At 45.7% G+C, this 21,225-nt stretch carries 18 protein-coding genes and 1 pseudogene; 14 read left to right on the plus strand and 5 right to left on the minus strand.

The features are described from left to right. The first annotated feature begins 17 nt into the window (after positions 1 to 17). Positions 18 to 518: a GNAT family N-acetyltransferase gene (locus tag MKX50_RS12440; RefSeq protein ID WP_213588376.1), complete on the plus strand. Its 501-nt coding sequence runs from the start codon at positions 18 to 20 to the stop codon at positions 516 to 518. Between the two features lie 152 nt (positions 519 to 670). Continuing rightward, positions 671 to 1,561, plus strand: coding sequence for a hypothetical protein (locus MKX50_RS12445; RefSeq protein ID WP_339159876.1), 891 nt, complete (start codon positions 671 to 673; stop codon positions 1,559 to 1,561). 24 nt (positions 1,562 to 1,585) lie between these two features. On the opposite strand, the gene MKX50_RS12450 is transcribed toward MKX50_RS12445, so the two are convergent. Beyond that, positions 1,586 to 2,977, minus strand: coding sequence for an aldehyde dehydrogenase (locus tag MKX50_RS12450; protein WP_339159878.1), 1,392 nt, complete (start codon positions 2,975 to 2,977; stop codon positions 1,586 to 1,588). A 24-nt stretch (positions 2,978 to 3,001) separates the two neighbouring features. Further along, on the minus strand, positions 3,002 to 3,172 hold the full coding sequence (locus MKX50_RS12455; protein ID WP_339159880.1) for a hypothetical protein: 171 nt from the start codon (positions 3,170 to 3,172) through the stop codon (positions 3,002 to 3,004). A gap of 189 nt (positions 3,173 to 3,361) precedes the next feature. Between MKX50_RS12455 and MKX50_RS12460 the strand changes: the two genes are divergently transcribed. From MKX50_RS12460 to MKX50_RS12475, 4 genes are all read left to right on the plus strand, one after another. Further along, on the plus strand, positions 3,362 to 4,891 hold the full coding sequence (locus tag MKX50_RS12460) for a hypothetical protein (protein ID WP_339159883.1): 1,530 nt from the start codon (positions 3,362 to 3,364) through the stop codon (positions 4,889 to 4,891). 180 nt (positions 4,892 to 5,071) lie between these two features. Next, complete coding sequence (locus MKX50_RS12465; protein ID WP_339159886.1) at positions 5,072 to 5,887, plus strand: undecaprenyl-diphosphate phosphatase; 816 nt, start codon at positions 5,072 to 5,074, stop codon at positions 5,885 to 5,887. 119 nt (positions 5,888 to 6,006) lie between these two features. Beyond that, entirely contained in the window at positions 6,007 to 6,417 is a 411-nt protein-coding gene (locus MKX50_RS12470) for a MerR family transcriptional regulator (protein ID WP_213588371.1), read from the plus strand. Continuing rightward, complete coding sequence (locus MKX50_RS12475; protein WP_339159890.1) at positions 6,410 to 6,634, plus strand: hypothetical protein; 225 nt, start codon at positions 6,410 to 6,412, stop codon at positions 6,632 to 6,634. Before MKX50_RS12470 ends, MKX50_RS12475 begins: the two co-directional genes overlap by 8 nt. A gap of 141 nt (positions 6,635 to 6,775) precedes the next feature. Here MKX50_RS12475 and MKX50_RS12480 read toward each other — a convergent pair whose 3' ends face one another. Then, positions 6,776 to 8,425 carry a catalase gene (locus MKX50_RS12480; protein WP_213588369.1) on the minus strand — a complete coding sequence of 550 codons (1,650 nt, stop codon included), beginning with the start codon at positions 8,423 to 8,425 and terminating at the stop codon, positions 6,776 to 6,778. A gap of 486 nt (positions 8,426 to 8,911) precedes the next feature. Here MKX50_RS12480 and MKX50_RS12485 point away from each other — a divergent pair, with 486 nt between their 5' ends. The 5 genes and pseudogenes from MKX50_RS12485 to MKX50_RS12505 all read left to right on the plus strand — a co-directional run bounded on the left by MKX50_RS12485 (position 8,912) and on the right by MKX50_RS12505 (position 14,197). Continuing rightward, positions 8,912 to 9,940: an ROK family protein gene (locus MKX50_RS12485; protein WP_339159893.1), complete on the plus strand. Its 1,029-nt coding sequence runs from the start codon at positions 8,912 to 8,914 to the stop codon at positions 9,938 to 9,940. A 59-nt stretch (positions 9,941 to 9,999) separates the two neighbouring features. Further along, the gene (locus tag MKX50_RS12490) at positions 10,000 to 11,199 is read left to right on the plus strand and encodes an MFS transporter (protein ID WP_339160106.1); all 1,200 of its coding nucleotides are present in this window, start codon (positions 10,000 to 10,002) and stop codon (positions 11,197 to 11,199) included. A gap of 131 nt (positions 11,200 to 11,330) precedes the next feature. Next, positions 11,331 to 12,341 carry an AraC family transcriptional regulator gene (locus tag MKX50_RS12495; RefSeq protein ID WP_213588367.1) on the plus strand — a complete coding sequence of 337 codons (1,011 nt, stop codon included), beginning with the start codon at positions 11,331 to 11,333 and terminating at the stop codon, positions 12,339 to 12,341. 112 nt (positions 12,342 to 12,453) lie between these two features. Then, entirely contained in the window at positions 12,454 to 13,248 is a 795-nt protein-coding gene (locus MKX50_RS12500; RefSeq protein ID WP_213588366.1) for an SDR family NAD(P)-dependent oxidoreductase, read from the plus strand. 51 nt (positions 13,249 to 13,299) lie between these two features. Next, a pseudogene (locus MKX50_RS12505) lies at positions 13,300 to 14,197 on the plus strand (hypothetical protein). A 28-nt stretch (positions 14,198 to 14,225) separates the two neighbouring features. Here MKX50_RS12505 and MKX50_RS12510 read toward each other — a convergent pair. Next, on the minus strand, positions 14,226 to 14,900 hold the full coding sequence (locus tag MKX50_RS12510) for an SOS response-associated peptidase (protein WP_213588365.1): 675 nt from the start codon (positions 14,898 to 14,900) through the stop codon (positions 14,226 to 14,228). A gap of 150 nt (positions 14,901 to 15,050) precedes the next feature. Here MKX50_RS12510 and MKX50_RS12515 point away from each other — a divergent pair, with 150 nt between their 5' ends. Continuing rightward, the gene (locus MKX50_RS12515) at positions 15,051 to 15,572 is read left to right on the plus strand and encodes a GNAT family N-acetyltransferase (protein ID WP_213588364.1); all 522 of its coding nucleotides are present in this window, start codon (positions 15,051 to 15,053) and stop codon (positions 15,570 to 15,572) included. Between the two features lie 38 nt (positions 15,573 to 15,610). On the opposite strand, the gene erm is transcribed toward MKX50_RS12515, so the two are convergent. Next, complete coding sequence (erm, locus tag MKX50_RS12520) at positions 15,611 to 16,474, minus strand: 23S ribosomal RNA methyltransferase Erm (protein ID WP_213588363.1); 864 nt, start codon at positions 16,472 to 16,474, stop codon at positions 15,611 to 15,613. A gap of 444 nt (positions 16,475 to 16,918) precedes the next feature. Here erm and MKX50_RS12525 point away from each other — a divergent pair, with 444 nt between their 5' ends. Together MKX50_RS12525 and MKX50_RS12530 are read left to right on the plus strand one after the other, a co-directional pair. After that, complete coding sequence (locus MKX50_RS12525; RefSeq protein ID WP_213588362.1) at positions 16,919 to 18,199, plus strand: MFS transporter; 1,281 nt, start codon at positions 16,919 to 16,921, stop codon at positions 18,197 to 18,199. A 273-nt stretch (positions 18,200 to 18,472) separates the two neighbouring features. Next, positions 18,473 to 20,788 (plus strand): glycoside hydrolase family 16 protein, encoded by a 2,316-nt coding sequence (locus tag MKX50_RS12530; protein WP_244996336.1) that lies wholly within the window; start codon positions 18,473 to 18,475, stop codon positions 20,786 to 20,788. Positions 20,789 to 21,225: the final 437 nt, after the last annotated feature.

The following is a 21,225-nucleotide window of genomic DNA, read 5'->3' on the forward strand; positions in this document are numbered from 1 at the left end:
TATTGGAGGATTCCTATATGCAGCTAACTTTAGCCAAAATCGAGACTAAGCAGGAAATAGCCTCCTTGGCGGAACTGGCCTCAGACATTTGGCACGAATATTTTGTTGGGATGATTTCCAATGAACAAATCGATTATATGGTGGAGAAATTTCAATCCTATCCGGCGTTGACCGATCAAATCGCTAACCAGGGATATGAGTATTATTTTATGACCGTCCATGGCCAGCCCATTGGCTATGTGGGCATCAAACAGGAAGAGAGCAAGCTGTTTCTCAGCAAGTTTTATTTGCAGCAAGAGCATCGTGGCAAAGGATACGGCAGCCAGGCAATGGAGCTGCTGACGGATATTTGCCGAAGCCGGAATTTAGGCGCCATCTGGCTTACGGTCAACCGTCACAATGCTTCTACGATCTCGGTATATGAGAAAAAAGGCTTTAAAACAATCCGCACGCAAGTGGCGGATATCGGAAACGGCTTTGTGATGGACGATTACGTCATGGAAAAAGAGCTGAATTGAGCATGAAGAGGCAAGCGGTTGTCACGGGATGGATCCCGGTGAACAGCCGCTTTTTTTAATGTCAATGCTGTACAGGAAGAATCTTCTTGTCTATTTTTCCATTAAATCTTGGTAAGGTAGAGGATAGCCATTGATATGAGGTGATGAGTTGTATGAATAAGAAACACTGTTTGTTCTGCGATGAGATAGTCCCTACGAAAGCGGAAGGGGACTACGATGTATATTTAGGCTGTTCCTGTTCGCCCGGCGGGTTCTACAGCTTGCTGAGAGACAGCTACGAAACGATTCATTCGCTGCCATACCATAAGAAGCGCGACATGTTTCATCTCGTCTCCGCTTATATCCGGGAGCACACGGATCGCGAGGAGAAGGTCACTCTATCAGAAGGCGATTTAGAAGCGATCGTCCATTCTCCGAACCTTCCTGTGACCATTGAAGATAAAGGCAACCGTCTGCTGCAATATTTATACAGACATTCCGAAGGCCCAGGAGAACCGGTTGTTATTCAACCGCTCTCCAGCAGTTATAACCTGACGTATTCTCCCAATCTGCAGGAGCTGGTATATATTATTGATAAGCTGAGGGGCGAGCAGCTGCTTATCCGGGAGGGAATGGCTTTCCAACTAACGGAAAAAGGATGGAGCGAGGCTGCGGCAACCGCTGGTGGAAAAAAATTAAAGCCATGCTCCGTGCTTATCGCGGATGGAGAGGACTTCCGAACGGAATGGCTGCAAATGCTGCTGCCTACAATAGAACAGTACGGTTATCTGCCGCGCTTGCTTGCGCCTGCGGCAACAGAGAACGCTAAAGTGTATTCTTTAGAGCAAATTACGGACAGTAAGCTAGTTATTGCGGATTTAACCGGACAATCCCCTGGGGTGTATTTTGCGGCGGGATATGCGCTAGGTTTGAACATCCCCGTGATCTGGACCGTGAAAAGCAGCGAAGCCGAAATGCTGCCTGTGAGATTCAATGAGATCCGCCCCATCGTTTGGGATACGGCCGAAGAGCTGGCAGCATTTCTTCAACAGAGATTGGGTTGATAGCGCAGTGAGACATGTTTCTCATCAACGTAAAACTTTTCTGATCCACTTCAGGTTATCCCGGTAAGGCGGAAATAAGATCTTCATGTCAAACTTTGTGTTCTTTTTCATGATGCTTTTCGTATGGGAGAACAGGTCAAAGCTGTATTTACCATGATAAGCGCCAATGCCTGCCTCCCCGACTCCTCCAAACGGGAGGTTTGGATTAGCCACATGCGTGATGGTGTCATTGATACAGCCGCCCCCAAAGGAGATGCGGGTAAGCACTTCATTTTCGACACTTTGATCTTTCGTAAATAAATAGAGGCCAAGCGGCTTGGGACGGGAAATAACCATCTGGATCGCTTCGTCTAATTGTTCATAGCCCATTATGGGGAGTATCGGGCCAAAGATTTCATCTTGCATCGCCGCATCGGACCAGGAAACGGCATCAAGCAGGGTAGGCTCGATATAAAGGTCTTCTCGGCATGTTTGGCCGCCGAACAGCACATTCGCTTGATCCTTTTCCAATATCGCGGCTAATCGATCGAACTGCCGTTCGTTGACGATGCGGCCGTAATCGCTGCTTTGCCGTGCATCCGTGCCGTAAAAGGATGTGATGGCCATTTTCATCTTTTCGATTAATTCTGCTTTAATATCCGTGTGGGCGAGTACATAATCCGGAGCAATGCAGGTCTGGCCTGTGTTGATCAACTTGCCCCACATGATTCTCTTGGCTGCTGAATCGATATCCGCTGTACGATCTACAAGGACAGGGCTTTTGCCGCCAAGCTCGAGCGTGACGGGGACGAGATTTTTAGCAGCGGCCTCCATGACGATTCTGCCCACAGGTACGCTTCCGGTAAAAAAGATATAGTCAAATGGAGCGTGTATTAGGACCGAGGTTGTTTCTCGTTCACCCTCAATTACGCGAATATAGTCTTCATCGAAAGTTTCCTGTATCAACGTCTTGACGGCGGCAGCCACGGCAGGGGTATTCTCGGAGGGCTTTAAGACGGCGCAATTTCCTGCGGCAATCGCTCCGATCAGCGGTTCGATCAGCAATTGAAACGGATAATTGAAGGGCCCGATAATCAAGACGGTTCCGTAGGGTTCCTTATACAGGTAGCCGCGGGAGCCTATATGATAGAAGGGCGTTTTGACTTTCTGCGGCTTTGCCCATTGGCGCAAGTGTTTCATAGTATAACGGATGCTGTTCAGGGTATAGCCAATCTCCGTCGTGTAGGCTTCGAATTCGTTTTTTCGCAGGTCCCTATATAAGGCCGAAAGCAAATTCTGCTCATGGCGCCGGATCGCATCGGACAACTTCTTTAGCTGCTCCAGACGGAATTGAACACTTCGCGTTTGACCGTGGTTGAAAAATCGGCGATGTTCTTGCAGAAATTGATCGGCCTGATTTGATGTTAAATAGTCCATTTTCTTCCTCCCCATAAGGCAAATTTATAAACAATCTCTTTCTAATGTGACCAATAATTCTCTTAACAGCGGCACGGATTCCTCCAGAGACAGGGAATAATACTGCTGTGTGCCCTGCAGGATATCTTGATGATGCGCATCGCTTAAAAGAACAGGAAGGCATTCCTGAAAGATATTCAGAGCTTCTTTTCCCATGTCATGTGTGACCTCACTTAATATGATGAAATGTTTAAACATTTCAACGTATTATTACAATTGATGTTACTACATCAACTGGTGGGAAGCAAGGAACAACGATAGCCGCATCCTAGATATTAACATAATTCCTTTATTTAACCGATAATAGATGAGTTCAGTTAATGCATGGGGAGGAAGAGAGAAATTATGGAATCAATAAAACTAAAGACGTGGATAGCTGTCATGGCAATGATAATATTGCTAACGGCTTGTACGTCAGTTGAAAAAGAGAAATCAGGGGAGGCAGCGGCGGCTAGACCTGAGTTTACGCTCTTTGACAAGCAAACGAAAATTGTCATGAGCGAAGATGAAACGGTGCAAATTACTGTTCCTGAAAATTGGATAACGAGAGAAGTCCCGCTGAACTGGAACAATCGCCTTGTCGTACATAATGATCAAGCTTCAATGATAATAAATATTATTCAGGAGCATCATGAAGATGTAAATGAAGATATGGATTTGGATAAATGGGCAGAGGAATTCTATGCGGAAATAGGACAAGTTACTATCTTGGAAGAGCGTGTGCCGCAGATCGATGGCGTAGCGGCTAGAGAGAAATTTATTAAGTTTGTACAGAACAATACGAATCAATTTTGGATGCATACATTTCTAGAAAAGGATGGTGCATTCTATCTGATCTCAACAGCTATTTCTGAATCATCATATTCCTCGAATAAAGAGGAACTACAGAAGATGACAGAGACTTTTAAAGTGCTTAAGCCAGCAGAGAAGGAAGTATTTGACTCCAGCAACAGTCAAACGATGTTTAATGATGATCAATCATTACAAATCACAGTACCCTTAAATTGGAGGGAGGCTAGAACTGATATTAACGAAATTGGTGAATTCATCTTAAAAAATGACCGGAAAGCGGAATTTTTACTTATGCGGGAGTTCGCCTCAGGAAAAACAGAGGAGATAACGGTTCAAGAAGTCGTAGATGGGAGATTCGAGAGTTATAAACAATTCTACCAGGGCGAAATCATTGGCAGCAGGGAGCTTCTAATAGATGGACGACCTGCTTATCAACTGGAAGGCAGATGTGAATATAAGGGGGAGAAGCATGGTTTACTAATCACGGCACTGCAAAAAGATGATGCCTATTATGTTATGATGATTTCCAGCCCTATTGAGGATTTTCTTGTATACGAAAGAGAGTATAAACGGGTTTTAGAGTCCTTCCATGTATTGAAAAAGGTGGAAGAGCAAAATAAATCTCATGGAATGGAAAATGAACAGCCTAAAGTATTTGATAATAAACTGGCTTCGATGAAGATCGAGCTTACAGAAGGATGGAAGAAAATAGACATCGATCAAGATGCGCAGTTACAGGCAATACATCCGGGAGACAATACGTGGTTTTATGCTTATGGTGAGAAAGTTTCCGAAGACGACGGCCTGACTGTAGAAGATCTATTTGAATTTTATAGCAGTGATTCTGGATTAGAAAATCCTAGATGGACGAAGCCTGAGCCGATAAAGATTCAAGCCTATGATGCAATCTACTTTAAAGGAACCGGAACGAGCGAAGGCACTAAAGCCACTATTATTGGAGCCATTACCCTTTCTTCGCGCCAATATACCTTTCTTATATTTGCAGGAAAGCAGGACGTAATGGAGGACAATGAAGCGTGGTTTAAGAAAGCATTAACCACTTATTCAGAACGGTTGTGGTAATGAATATTTAGCCTCATACTAACTCTATATGGGTATGTTCTAACATATGGCAGGTGACGAAATTGTCACTTGCCATGTGATTTTGTTATATTATTAGAACGCATGTTTATGATTTTCGGTGTACAATAAATGAATTAGTACGAGTAGCAAGATACATACAGTAATAAATATGGAGGGCTTATGGGAGAAACTGATATTTTATTTATTTTAAAAATGATCGTGATTGGGCTTGTTCAAGGCTTTACTGAACCCATTCCTGTATCGTCTAGCGGACATGTGATGATTGCGAGTGAGATTTTGGGGCTAGGTGAACAGGGGTTCACGTTTGCGATTTTAACGAACACCGCTTCATTGCTCGCCGTATTATGGATTTATCGCGAGGATATTCTACGATTAATCCAAAATTCATTGCGCTATCTGCAAACCAAGGATGTACGCTACAAAAGCGATTTCCGGTTTGTGCTGTATATCATCATCGGTACGATTCCAGCAGGTGTTCTTGGGGTCGTTCTTAAGGATTTTATTGCAGACAGTGTAAGTATGACAACTATTGCAATCATGCTATTTATTACAGGTATTGCCTTATTTCTAATTCGTAATATGAAGGGTACGAAAGCCGAGGCGGATATGACGCTGAAGGATGCCATTTTAGTCGGCTTGGGGCAGGCTGTCGCACTTACACCTGGCATTAGCCGTTCAGGTGCTACAATTATTTCCGCCATTGCTTGCGGCATCAAACAGGATACAGCACTGCGCTTTGCCTTTATGCTTTATATCCCTGTCAGCCTTGGCGGCGTTGTACTTGGATTTTCCGATTTTATCAATGAACCTAATAAGGGCGAGCTTGCGATTCCATACATGGCGGCGTTTATGGCGACACTGTTCATGACTTATTTTGCCATGAAATGGTTTATGGGAATTATGAAAAGAGGCAAGCTTATTTATTTCACGTATTATTGCTTTACAGTTGCCATTTTGCTGCTTATTTTCTTTTAGGCTAAATTAGGCTAAACCCAGTCCAGTATACGGACTGGGTTATTCATGTATATCAACAGCAACCTATTGACTCCGTAGCTAGGTACAGGAAGTAAGATGACCTTGAAGGAGGAGCGGGTATGGCATATTTAACGATTGGGGAATTGGCGAAGCGTGCCAGCGTGAATCTGGAAACGGTACGATATTATGAAAGACGCGGATTAATTGTTGAGCCGCCGCGGACGAAAGCGGGCTACCGCATGTATGACGAATCTGCCGTGGACGATATTCGTTGGATTCGCCAGGCTCAGGCAATCGGCTTCACGCTGCAGGAAATTCTTTATTTGAAGGCGATGCGTGACGGCGCTGCAAGCTCGGAAGCGGAGTTGCGCTGCCATGCTCAGGAGAAAATCGCTGAAATCGAGAAGAAGATAGAGCAGCTTCAGGAGATGAAGAGCCTTCTGGAGCGTGCAGTAAGTCACTCGAGCGAGTCATTTGCGACTTGCCCGCTCCTCCAAACTATAAAGCAAGGGAGGGCATCCAATGAGTAAAAAAATTGAGGTATACTCGGATGGGAGCAACCGCAGCCAGTCGATCATCGATTTGGTGAAAAAGCTGGCTTGTCCTAAATGCGAGATCGTTGTGCATAACGAAGCTGAGAAGAAAGGGCGATCCGTCCCGTCTGTGTGGATGGACGGCAAAGAAGTTGATATCGACAAGCTGGCGGGCGGCATAAATCATAATCACTCGATTCCTTTTAAGGACTGATTTCTGGTCCGCTTGTGTATTGGGGGATAGAAGTGGATAGCCAAGGGGAAGAGAGCTGGTTCTAGAGCAGTGATTGGGCGGAAAAGAAGTATAAAAGGCTGCAGCGGCCGGTGTTTACGGACGCTGCAGCCTTTAATCACATCAGTATGGATCGGCTTCGTGGCTTTTCTCCACAGCCTCTTTGGTGGCTTCGTTTGCGGCTAATGAGCCTTGGCCATATTTCGATTGGCCAGCTTCACGGCCAGGGAGCTGTTCGTCCTTTTTCATACCCTGTATTTCTTTCATGACCCTGTCGATCCCTTCCTTAACGCGGCGGCCATAGTCTTCATCCGCCTGTGTGAAGTGGTGGATCATCGCTTCCTGAATACGTTTGTCGCATACCGCAAGCGCCTCGGACAGGTTCTTGATCAGCTCGTCGCGCTCCCATTCCTCAAATGAGCGGTACGTATCGCCCGCTTGCCCATAGTTATTGGGACGATCGATCGGTGCGCTCATGGCCGCCGCATTATACGTCGGACGATGCTGCGGACGATCCTCCTGTCCAGCTTCCTGATAGCCGCCGATCATGGAAGGTTCGTAATTAATATGCGGATTTTCTCCGGACTCGTTGGGGTCACGGGTATCCATTTGGCCGCGATGCTGATTCGTCCGCACCGGTACCTTCGGCGCGTTCACTGGCAATTTCAAATAGTTGGCGCCTACGCGGTAGCGCTGCGTATCGGAGTAGGAGAAGGTACGGCCCTGCAGCATTTTGTCGTCGGAGAAATCCATCCCATCGACCAGCACCCCAGTACCAAAGGCAGCTTGCTCAATTTCTGCGTGAAAATCCACCGGATTGCGATCCAGAACCATTCGGCCAAGCGGCAGCCATGGGAACTTATCCTCCGGCCACAGCTTCGTATCATCGAGCGGATCAAAATCCAGCTCCGGATGATACCCGTCCTCCATGATCTGGACGAAGAGCTCCCATTCCGGATAATCTCCGCGTTCAATCGCTTCATATAGATCCTGCGTCGCATGGCCGACGTTTTTTGCTTGGATCGCATTTGCTTCTTCTTGCGTCAAGTTGCGGATCCCTTGCTTCGGCTCCCAGTGATACTTCACCAGCACAGCCTCGCCTTTGTCATTGACCCATTTGTAGGTATTGACGCCAGAACCCTGCATATGGCGGTATGTCGCTGGTATGCCCCATGGCGAGAACAGGAAGGTAATCATATGTGTTGCTTCAGGCGAACGGGAGACGAAGTCAAACATCCGTTGGGGATGCGATACGTTCGAAGCGGGATCTGCTTTAAAAGCGTGAATCATATCAGGGAATTTCATCGCGTCACGTATGAAAAATATTTTGAGATTGTTGCCAACGAGATCCCAGTTGCCGTCTTCGGTATACATTTTCACCGCGAAGCCGCGCGGGTCTCTTGCGGTTTCCGGCGAATCTTTTGCCCCTGCCACCGTGGAGAAACGAACCATCAGCGGTGTTCTTTTTCCGGCGCCAGAGAAGACCTTTGCTCGAGTGTACTTCTCTACCGGTTCATCTCCGACTTTGCCGTAGGTTTCAAAATACCCGAATGCTCCGGTTCCACGAGCATGTACTACACGCTCTGGCACCTCTTCACGGTCAAAATGGGAAATCTTCTCGATAAAGTGGTAATTCTCAAGCGTAGCTGGACCGCGGTCACCAATCGTGCGGATATTTTGGTTATCTTTTACCGGATGGCCTTGGCGTGTTGTCAACGTCTCACGCTTCACATCGTGCTCGTGAGGTATCTTCGAGTCATTATTCTCTCCCAAATGAAACCCTCCCTTAAGTAGTTAATCTAAATCTAATCTTAACCAATATTGGAAATGCATATTCAAATTTAGATCGGTATCGACTGTGTGCCGTAATTAAACGCTGTGTGGTACGCTAAATGGAATTCATGTATCTAATTATGTTCTAAACGAATATTTTAGGGGATTAGATGGAATTTATGCCCCTAAAATCAAGAATCCAGCGTACGAATGGCAACTCCACTTATTCTAACGACATGAAATCCACTTAAATCTACTTCCCTTCTTAGCCAAAGAAACTAACTACTATAAATCCATTTAGATTAGTAGTTGAATCCGTTTCTTGCGCTGCCATCCCTATCTAATCATTCATATTATTCCGATAATTACGAAATATGATCAATTGCTAATCGCTCTTTATTTCACAATTGACGGATCAAGAAAAGGAAGTTACAATCCGATTATTAAAACACTTTTAAAAAGTATTTTGAAATGGGGTTATGCACTGTGCAGCCTGTCTCGTATAATACGAGTCAAGTAAAAAAAATGAACGTTGAGCTAGTGAAAAATGCACTAAAAGCGCAGGGGACAGCAACGAAATCATCCATTGCAAGCTTAACCGGCTTAAGCGTGGCCACATGCGGTACCATTTTAAACGAACTTGTGGCGACCGGCGAAGTGATCGAGGAAAAACCGGATGAATCAAGCGGCGGCCGGCCAGCGATGCAGTACGAGTATAACGCTGACTTTGGCTGCGTCGTTTGTTTGCTAATCAAGACCGAAGGCGGCATACACTCGATGAGATACAGGATCGTGAATCTGGTGGGGGACACTGTCGAAGACGCCATATTAGAACTAAAGCATATCGATGTCGATGTGGTCGACAACCTTATCGGCAAATTGCTCAAAAGCCATGGCCATGCACAGGCTATTGGTATTGGAGTGCCCGGGGTGGCCCATTGCGGTGTAATCGGCGTTTGTGATGTCCCTGAACTTGCAGGCAAATCATTGGGTCCATATCTGGAAGAAAAATATTCAATCCCGGTTATGATTGAAAACGATATGAATATGACGGTCTACGGATTTTACCATGTACAAAACTTTGAGGAGGAAAAAACATTCGCCGTTGTTACATTTCCCAAAAATCATTTTCCCGGTGCCGGTTTTATCGTAAACGGCCAAATTCTATCCGGTAACACGAAGTTCGCTGGAGAGGTTTCTTTTTTACCTTTTGGTATCTCCAGGGAGGAGCAGCTGCTGCAATTACACACCGATGAAGGCTTTATCCGGCTGGCAGTCCAAACACTCACCTCCATCATTGCATTGATTAACCCGGTATCCATAGCGATAACAGGGGATCTGCCCCGTGAGACACAGCTGGATAAAATCTATAAGGGTTGTTTGAGGTACATCCCGAAAGAGCATATGCCAACGCTTTTTGTTAAAAACGATACGAACGAGGAATACATGAAAGGCATGCTGACGGAGACGCTGGAGAGTCTAACCTATCGCCTGCGGGTGATTGAAAAAAGATAACGGATAAGGAGCAGCTAAGAGTGAGGAAACGATCAGGAAATTTCAACAAAGTATATGCCATGCAGCTCGCAACAATATTTATAGGATTCATCATTTTCGGATTTTCTGAAAATATCAAAGGACCTGCCATTCCGCGAATTCAACTGGACTTTATGCTAAACGAAGCACAGCTTGGGACCTTGTTGTCCCTGAATGCGCTTGGCTATTTAATCGCTTGCTCTTTCACTGCCTATCTGACAAAGATATGGGGAATAAAGCGGGTAACGATTATTGCTTTTGCGGCAATGGCTGTCTCAGGTATATTCATTTTTTTCTCGCAGCACTATTCCTTGTTCTCGGCTTCTTACTTCTTAATGTATATTGGAAACGGGATGCTGGAGATCGGACTGGCTATTCTGGGCGCCCGCATCTTTGTGAAAAATACGGGAACGATGATGAATTTAAGCCATGGCTTCTACGGCCTTAGCTCGACGGTTGCACCGCTCATTGCGACGGGTCTAATGGAGGTTACGATCAACGGTTATACGCTGGACTGGCGAGGCATGTATCTAATCATGCTGCTCTTATCCGTCATACCAATCGTATTTGCGTTGTTTAGCACTTTTCCCGGGGATGATATTGAACATGAGGATCGTGTGCCTCTAAAAACAATGCTTAAGGATCCCGTCCTATGGCTAATGGTGCTTGTATTAACTTTTGGGGTCGTATCCGAACTGGCTGTCGGAGGCTGGCTCGTGAACTTCCTGGAAAAAGCTTATGGCTGGAGCACGGTATCCGCTTCTGGGATGTTATCTGCCTTTTTCCTATGCTTTGCGCTTGCCCGGCTATTGCTTGGACCGTTAACCGACAAAATTGGCTTTACCTTATCATTGATTGTATTTTCGGGGTTATCCGCCGCATGTACTTTTGCAGCTATCTTTGGCGGAGAAAACGTAGCCTTTTTGTTTGCAGCCGCTGGTATAGGCATTGCGATGATCTATCCAACAGTCATGGCTTTTATCGCTAGAAGATACCCGAAGGGCAGTGATACTGCAATTACATTCACCGTTACACTGATGGGAGTAGGCAGCGTCATCGGCAACTATCTGATCGGGGGAGTGATCGAAGTCACGAAAGGCATTTTCGGAGCAGATACGCATATTGGCCTGTTCCGGGGCCTTCAGGCCGGCTATGGCGTTATAGGCTTATGCGCAGCGCTAAGTTCGGTTGCGGGAATCATATTATATACTTATTTATTCAAGCGGAAAGAAGTCATATAATTAAGATTGAACGGGCAGCCGAAGATCCGGCTGTCTTTTTTTATGGAAGGAAAAATCTGCTTGTCTATTTTCAAGAAAAGTTTTGATAAGGTTAAAGTGAATGGTTGTTGCAGAAAAGGAGGACCACATATATGAAATTACATTCCTCTGACCGTATTAAAATGCCGTTAGGATTTTGGGCAGGGTTGCGTCAACTAGGGATTGCCGACCATGACGTAGCTCGTAAAGCACAACTTCCACTCACTATGATTACTGAACCGGAAGTCACGGGCGCCCAATATTTCGCGATTTGGCAGGCCTATTCGGATCTCATTGGCGATACTGCCAAAGGAATCATCAAGCTTGCGGCGGCCTTTGACACAGCGAAGTACCCTCCAACCGTCTTAGCGACTTATCACGCTCGTGACTACCGCGACGCTCTGAACCGAATGGCGCGGTACAAGCAGATGTGCCCGCCCGAGAGCTTACGGATCACCGAGGAAGACGAGGACTGTACTATTGAGCTGGAATGGCAGGATACCGAGCGGCCTGGTCCGCCGATGCTGGTTGGCATCACGCTGGCATTCCTTCTGGAGCTCGGACGACGGGGCACAGGTCACCCATTGACAGCGAAGCTCGTCGAATTCTCGCACTCTATGGGCGATTTACAGACCCTTGAAGCTTACTTCGGCTGCCGTATTCAGATCAATGCAAAGCATAACCGGTTGACGCTGCATCGAAGAGATTTGAGTCGCCCTTTTATCTCTTACAATGAAGAGCTGCTGGAGATTCTGACTCCATTCCTGGATCAGTCGCTTGATGAACAACAGCGCAGCCTTTCCATGACTGAGATGGTCAAATGGATCATGAAACGCAGCCTAACTGGAGGACGCTTAAACATTCAGGCAGTCGCGAAGGAGCTCAGTATGAGCGATCGGACCTTGCAGCGCCGGCTGAATGACGAAAACACGAGTTTCAAGGAACTGTTGATACAAGCTAGACGTGAGCAAGCACAAGAATACTTGGCAGACCCCTCGTTGGATATAAAAGAAGTGGCATATTTGATAGGTTATGAGGATCAGAACTCGTTCTACCGCGCCTTCCGCATTTGGGAAGGGATGACCCCATCAAATTGGCGTGCTCAACATCTAGATACAAACTGATTTTCATTTGGCGTGTAAAACAAGAATTTTGACGTAGCATGCTAGTTACCGAACAATTTAAACAAGGTAATATAATCACTATCCGAAGCACAAAGGAGAAATGGATTATATTATGGATATGGAATTAAGAAATAAAACCGCTCTAGTTACGGGATCGACGAAAGGCATAGGTAAAGCCATTGCCATGGAACTTGCTAAAGAGGGCGTTCATGTACTCATTAACGGACGAGATTACGACGAAGTACAAAGCACTGTAAATGAAATCAAGTCAGAATTCCCGGCTACCTCACCTCAAAACGCTGCAGCCGATCTTGTGGATATCGAACAAAGGGAAGCTTTGCTTGAGAAATTCCCCAATATTGATATTTTAGTGAACAACATGGGAATATATGAAATCATGCAATACGAGGATGCCGACGATGAAGTATGGGACAAATATATCCATACTAATGTTCTTGCTGCAAATGGCCTAACTAAATTTTATTTGCCCCAAATGTTGAAAAATGATTTTGGCCGCGTTATCTTTATGGCGAGTGAAGAAGCCATTATGCCTTCGGGTAAAATGCCTCAATATGCAGTAACCAAATCCATGCTGTTATCACTGTCAAAAAGTTTATCTAAGTTAACGGTAGGAACAGAAGTTACGGTTAATACGGTCATGCCAGGACCAACACTTTCTGAAAATGTGCAACAAATCATTGAAGGGATATACCCTGATGAGAAAATGTCTTTTTCCGAAAAAGAGAAACAATTTATGGCTGCAAACCTGCCTCAATCGGAAATACAGCGATTTATCAGGCCTATCGAAATAGGCAGACTAGTTGCATTTATATGCAGTCCTCATGCATCCGCATTTAAAGGTTCTCCGATCCGTATGGATGGGGGGATGGTGCCGACTATTATCTAGTGAAAACCAACTGTTTTCACTGATTCAAAGTATGAGTAAGGGAGGGGGCCAATGAGAATAGCTAACGCCAACTTGATGAAAGAAATCAATCTGAACAATGTACGCCATGTCATGAAACGGATTGAAACGGCGCAACCAAACCCCAACTGGCCTCACTTACCAAGCTGAGCGTAGTTACAATAAACTCCCTAGTCAAGGAACTTCATGAGCTGGGGGAACTGCTTGAGGATGATACCGTTCCCTCGAACGGGGGGAGACCTGCCCAAACCTATCGTTACAACTATGATTTCAGCCTTGCGCTCGTTCTTTACTTGAAAGAGGAACAAGGGCAGGAGCTGGTATCAACATCGGTTGTAAATTTGGAAGATCGTATCGTGTCAAAAGAAGATGATATGATGGCTGCATTTGAGCGTCAGAGATTTTACTTGTTACGCTCCCCCTTATGGAAGCGGGTCGCTGCAGCTCGAAAACTTGAGTATCCTCAAAACGATGAACCAGTCAAACTCGGCAAAGTGCAGGCTGATACGATTGCCAAAGTCAACGTTCTGTATAGTAAAGGCGTCAAACCAACCCTTATCGCCTTTTTATTCTATTGCGGGGTGGATTTCTTTATACTATGGCGGTATAACGGTGGGCAGGCTGATTACGGCTTTATTACGCTGAAAGTCAGCAATCGCTTGCTGATCCGTTATGGTCAGCTAATCAGTATTGCAGGGGGAATTATTCTGTTGCTTCCACTGCCGATTTCGTTTTCTCTGACGGGGTTTGTTCTGATTGGACTCGGTCTCGCTCCCATCTATCCTGGGCTTCTGCATGAAACACCGTCTCGGTTTGGGAGAGAATATTCAGCAAAACTGTGCTTGCTTTACTTATTTTCATGTTACTGAGTGCGGAGAAGGTAAACCTTATTTTGAGCAAACAAGCGAAAGGAAATGTTGCCGAAGCATAGCATGAATCAATGATCCGGGCGCGGGAAATCAGCGCTTGATCCACGCCCGGTTTAAATCCATTTCCCGAATGCATTCATCGGTGTCATGCCTGTTGTTCTCGATCAATGGCGTTACCGCATAAGCATGCATTTCTGCCGCCGAATGGGGCATTAGTATCGGATCGAGGGCATCGAGGTCATTCGTCTGCTCATCGAGCCACCGGGCCATGTTCTCCGGAGACAGAATTGCCGGCATGCGGCTCTCAAATTCCCCAATCAGCGGGTTGGCTTCCGTCATGACCAGAGTGCAGGTGCGGAGCGGTTCCCCGCGTGCATCCCGCCAAATTTCGTATAGCCCGGCGACTCCAAACATACTGCGGTTTTTCATGACTACCCGCACTGCGTACGATCTTTTTCCCTCCTGCTTCCAATAATACAATCCGTTGCACGGAATGATGCACCGCTGTTTATCCACCATTTTGCGATAGGCCGGATTACGATGCACGTTCCTAAGATCCGCATTAATCGCATCTTTGCCCCAGTAAGGAATGAAGCCCCAACGAAATTCATCCAGAATTCGCTCCCCGTTTTGTTGCAGGACGACCGGTATATTTTGCGTTGGGCTGATATTATAGCGGTTCCTATAGTAATACATCACTCTTTCTATCTGAAAATGCTCTTGAACCTCCGGCAGCTCGGCTGCCATTGAAAAACGTTGACACATGGAATCAGCCTCCTCATAACCGTAGTGTTTGGTTAAATGAGGAAATTTATTCATGCTCTCAGCGATACCTGAATGAAGTGTGAAATGGTAATTGGAAAGAAGGGAGTATAATATGGATATAAGAACAGCTAGATAAGGGAGAATTTGATTATGAACGACAAACAGTTTGAACATATTTTCGCGTTGATGAAAGCCTCGTTCCCAACAAGTGAACGAAGAAGTTACGCCGGGCAGAAGGAATTGCTGACTGATCCGCATTACCGTCTCATTACGGAAACAAATAGCGATAACCAAGTAATCGCGTTTATGGCCGTATGGGAATTTCCTTCGTTCCGGTTCATCGAACATATTGCTGTTAATCCAAACACGCGTGGGAGCGGTATAGGCGGTAAAATCATGGCGTCCTATATGGAAGAGTCATCCAAGCCCATCCTGTTGGAGGTAGAATATCCTGACACTGACATGGCACAACGGAGGATAAGCTTTTATGAGCGCTTGGGGTTCCGGCTCAATCCTTTTGACTATGTGCAGCCGCCTCTTCAGGAAGGGGAGACCTATTTACCGCTGAAGATTATGAGCTACCCTCGAATTCTCACGGAAGAGGAGTTTACCCATCGAAAAGAAATCTTGTATACAAACGTGTATAAGGTTACTGAGCTGCCGAGTCAATGATGATTCGGCAGCCTTTGCGTCTATTGGTCTGGCTTCATTTATAATCTGCCAAGGTTCCTCTTGTTTACTCTAGGCCAAGCATGGCGCGGCACATATTGAGCCATTGTTTTATAGATCATCTTCCATTGATTTTCGTCAAGCGATCCGATCGGCTGTTCTTTGTTTATGTTTAGATTTCTTGCTAAATGCTTCATTTGAGGCGGAGTAAAGATTCCTCTTAAAGCAAGATCAAATGGGGCATTGGGCTTATGGAGCGCATATTCAACAAGCCCTAGAAATGCAATGTAATCTTTATGCGGTATTGCGACTTCTTTTTTTCGAGTAATCATGACCATCGCTGAATCTACGCTTGGAGGAGGGGAGAAGTGTTCTCTAGATACGCCTCTAACCAAGCGAATGTCAAACCACATTCTCCAAACTAATACATAGGAATTTCTAATAAATTCAGATGTGAATCGTTTGGCAGCCCCTTTTTCCATGATGATCACGCCTCTTTGAAAGCCGCTGGAAGGATTGCTGAGAAGCATCTTCATAATTGGCGTTGTTATCGCGTACGGAATATTGGAGACAACAACAAATTTTTCTTTTGGCAGACGGATTTTCATAACGTCCTGATGTATAATCATGGTATTCGATTGTTTCGCTGTCTTCCGTTTGAGGACCTCGACAAATTTGGCATCATACTCTACAGCCAACACCTTCTTAGCTTTTTGATTAAGCACGGTTGTCAATGCTCCTTTTCCAGCTCCTAACTCTAAAACGGTATCTTCACTGCTTATCTTCGCTAAATTCACCATGTCCCGCAGCAGCTTCTTATTATGCATTAAATGCTGCCCGGAGAAATTGGGAGGCTCTCCGCGGCTTAATTTTATTTGGCTGTGTTTATGGATTTTTTTCGTCATGTTTTCTCCGCCTTTCGAAAATTAAAAAATCACAAGCGGTCCGCTTGTGATTCAGAGTAAAGGGAAGAAGACCCATCCATATTGAATTAGAGGGTTAGCCGGAGGTAGCCGTCATCAAATAAATCTTCCCCTTGCCATTTGGGAAAGGGGAAAATCCAAATAAAAAACAAGGCAGAATGATCTGCCTTGCTGCATTTTCACATAAATATCTATGCGTAAATGAAGATTATTAAAAAAGGACAGACTGATCCCGTTTACTCTGCAAACACAAGCAGAGCCTTTGAACGTATGAAATTACCGATTCAAAGTTGGGAAACGAAGTCTTATAGAATGCGTCACTTTTTAATAATCCTCCTTAAAATGAAAATTTAAAATACAGTGGTGATTATAGAATGAATTGGTGATAAAGTCAAATCATCAAGTCGATAGGAAAGGGGTGGAATCATGCTGCAAATCGAAGATAACAGGAAAGATCATTGGAGGAGGAATATCATCCTCTTTTTAAGCAGCCAGACCATCTCGTTATTCGGTTCGTCCTTAGTACAATATGCCATTATGTGGTACATTACGCTGACCACACAATCAGGGATCATGATGACGCTCTATATTCTTTGCGGATTTCTTCCGACGTTCCTGCTATCGCCGTTTGCTGGCGTGTGGGCGGACCGCTTCCATCGAAAATCACTTATCATGCTAGCGGATGCTATGATCGCTGCCGTTACGCTGTTTCTGGCCATCATGTTCTTGCTTGGCTATCAAGCAACATGGCTGTTGTTTATCATCGCAGCGGTGCGCGCGCTCGGGGCTGGCATTCAGACCCCCGCGGTGGGAGCGATATTGCCGCAAATTGTGCCGCAAGACAAGCTAACGAAAGTAAACGGCATCAACGGAAGCCTTCAAGCGCTCACCATGTTCATCGCGCCTATTGTCAGCGCGGCTTTGCTCACGATGGCATCGATTGAAGCGATTTTTTTCATCGACGTCATTACAGCGGCAGCGGCTATCTTCACATTGCTGGTTTTCCTTAAAATTCCGATGCATAAGAAGGCATCTGAAGGACAAATGACAGGCTACCTGGACGATTTCAAACAGGGCTTGCTATATATTGAACAGCACCCCTTTTTGAAATCATTTTTTATTTTTTTCGCCTTTTTCTTCGTACTCATGGCCCCCGCTGCCTTTTTGACTCCGCTGCAGGTTACGCGCAGCTTCGGAGACGATGTATGGCGCTTGACTGCCATCGAAATCGCGTTCTCCGTTGGTATGATGGCCGGAGGGGGAATTATTGCATCATGGGGCGGCTTCAAAAATAAAGTGTACACCATGGCTATTGCCAGCTTCGTAATGGCATTGTCCACATTGGCACTCGGCATTGTGCCTGTCTTCTGGATATACTTAGCCATTATGGCGGTATTCGGAGTAACGATGCCAATTTTTAATACACCAACGACCGTTATGCTGCAGGAGAAGGTGGATGAAAATTATTTAGGCCGGATATTCGGCGTCTTTGGGATGATCTCGACTTCTATGATGCCCATCGGGATGCTGATCTTCGGGCCGCTTGCCGATGTAGTGAATATAGAATGGCTATTAATTGGAACTGGACTGCTTATGCTCGTGCTGACTGTTTTCTTTTCCCGCAATAAACGATTGGTGGAAGCAGGCTTGCCGTCGGGGGAAAGTTCTATTCCCAATGAGGCGAATCTGAATAAAGATACTGTATAGGGATACAGAGGAGAACCGCTTAGGAACTCCTTTTTTTATTGTTTTGGATGGCGCAAAAATTAGATCGATAATCCGAAATATTGGGACACAATCCCAAATATGGTATCTATTCATCAGGCTAGGAATTCGATAGAATTAAGACGCTCTCTGCTGTAAGCGTTTTCTAACAGGGCTTAGGCCGGGTGCATCTACTACGAATAAGGGAGTGTATTTATGAAGGAATCTCATGCTACAGAAAGGCGGTTTTTGCTGAGGGGATGGAGTTTGTTCTTAGTGGTACTCATGCTGGCTAGTGGTGCCCTATGGCCAGCTTCGAAAGCACAGGCCGCGGAAACTGCGGTTACCTCTATGGATTACTTTTCACCAGCAGACGGACCCGTCATCTCCAAATCAGGAGTGGGACAAGCTAGCTACGGTTTTGTCATGCCTATATTCAACGGAGGCTCTGCCACTTGGAATGATGTAGCCCATGACGTAGGCGTCAATGTGAAGGTAGGCGGCAACTGGGTAGATATTGATAGTGTCAGCAGTTTTGTCTACAACCAGAACTGGGGACATTGGAGTGATGGCGGTTTCACCGGCTACTGGTTCACTCTTTCTTCAACAACCGAGGTTCAGCTGTACTCCAAAGCCAATGGAGTTACACTGGAATACACGCTTGTGTTTCAGAACATTAACAAAACCACGATTACAGCGATGACGCCTACCCAAGGTCCGGAGATTACAGCAAGCTTTACGGGTGGAGCCGGCTTCACCTATCCTACATTCAATAACGATCCGGCCGTAACGTATGAAGCTGTAGCGGATGATCTAAAGGTGTATGTGAAGCCTGTAAACAGCAGCACATGGATCGATATCGACAATAATGCCGCGAGCGGCTGGATCTATGATCGAAACTTCGGTCAATTTACCGAAGGTGGCGGCGGCTACTGGTTTAACGTGACGGAGTCAATCAACGTCAAATTGGAATCGAAGTCTTCTTTAGTTAACGTTGTATATACCATCAACTTTAACGAAGCCGTAAGAAATTCATATGTCATTACCCCTTATGAGGGAACGACATTTACGGCAGACACGAGCGGTGCGATTGGCATCCCGTTGCCTAAGATTGACGGAGGCGCGCCAATTGGCACGGAGCTTGATAATTTTGTATACGAAATTAACATCAACGGGCAATGGGTTAACTTGGGAGATTCGGGCCAAAGTGGATTTTCATATTCCGCCAACGGCTACAACAATATGTCCGACAAGAATCAATGGGGCTACTGGTCTGATTACATTTATGGATTATGGTTTCAGCCTATCCAGGAAGATATGCAAATCCGTATCGGTTATCCATTAAACGGACAAAAGGGCGGCAGCATCGGCAATAATTATGTGCAGTACACATTTATCGGCAATCCGAATGCTCCTCGTCCGGATGTAAGCGATCATGAGGATATTGCCATCGGAACGCCAAGCGATCCAGTGATAGCGGGCATGGATCTAATCTGGCAGGATGAGTTTAATGGAACTGCGCTGGATCCTAGCAAATGGAACTACGAATTGGGCTATTATCTCAATGATGACCCTGGTACATGGGGGTGGGGCAATGCGGAGCTGCAGCACTATACCGATAGTCCGCAAAACGTATTCGTACAGGACGGTAAGCTGAACCTCCGGGCTCTGCATGATTCCAAATCTTTCCCGCAAGATCCAAACCGGTTTGCGCAATACTCATCCGGCAAAGTTAACACGAAGGATCATTTTAACCTTCAATATGGCCGAGTTGACTTCCGCGCCAAACTGCCTACAGGAAATGGTGTATGGCCGGCATTGTGGATGCTCCCGCAAGACAGCCCGTACGGGACATGGGCAGCATCTGGCGAAATCGATGTCATGGAAGCGAGAGGGCGTTTGCCTGGCATGTCGACAGGCGCCGTACACTTTGGCGGAACATGGCCGGCGAACCGGCATATTTCAGGCGAATATAACTTCCCAGAAGGACAAACTATCGACAATGATTTTCATGTCTATTCCGTCGTTTGGGAAGAGGACAACATCAAATGGTATGTGGATGGCAAGTTCTTCTTTAAAGTGACTAATGAACAGTGGTATTCGCTAGCTGCACCGAACAATCCGAACGCGCCATTCGACCAGCCTTTCTATCTCATTATGAATCTGGCGATCGGCGGCAGCTTTGATGGCGGCATTACGCCGGATCCGTCCGATATTCCTGCTACGATGCAAATCGATTATGTGCGGGTATATAAGGAAAACGGCTCCGGGAACCCTGGAAGTGGAAATGGAAATGTGCCGGATCCATCCACCCCCATCATTATCGGCGACGAAGTGCGGGGCCTGAAGAAAACAGGGGATGACTTGCTGTTCTATGTGAATGGCGCAACCTTTGCAGATCTGCACTATAAGGTCAATAACGGCCCACAAATGAACGTAGCTATGACCTCGACGGGAAACGGTAATTATACTTATCCTCTAAATCATCTGCAGCATGGGGATACCGTGGACTACTTCTTCACCTATAACCCGGGGCAAGGGGCTCTGGATACTCCTTGGCTTACCTATATTCATGGTGAAACTGGTTATTGAGGGTAAATTCACGCATGTGAATATTGTAAGAAAGCTAGCCGTGAAATATCGGCTAGTTTTTATTTGATCTGTGATATGAGTGATCCGCAAATAAACACGGTTATTTCTAACGGTTGCCATCCACGTTATTAGGGTCCAATTCGCCGCAACATTAAATAACTAGCGAGAATAGCCGCATATACAACCGTTAGATTCTCAAATAGTGAATTATCCATGAAATAACAGCGATATTAACCGTTAGATAGTGTGAATCGTCATACGGCAATCGTTAGGTAGCATCAACTACCAACTAACTAGAGGTAATGGTAAGGGTAATATCAATGATCAACAGTTATGCGGCGGTCGTTGGCAGCATCAATGATCAACAGTTAGGTGGATAAAGTTAGGTAACATCAACTATCAACTGTCAGCGGCAACAGATAGGTAACAATAACCGA

It is taken from the genome of Paenibacillus sp. FSL W8-0186 (genome assembly GCF_037969765.1).
Lineage (GTDB): Bacteria > Bacillota > Bacilli > Paenibacillales > Paenibacillaceae > Fontibacillus > Fontibacillus woosongensis.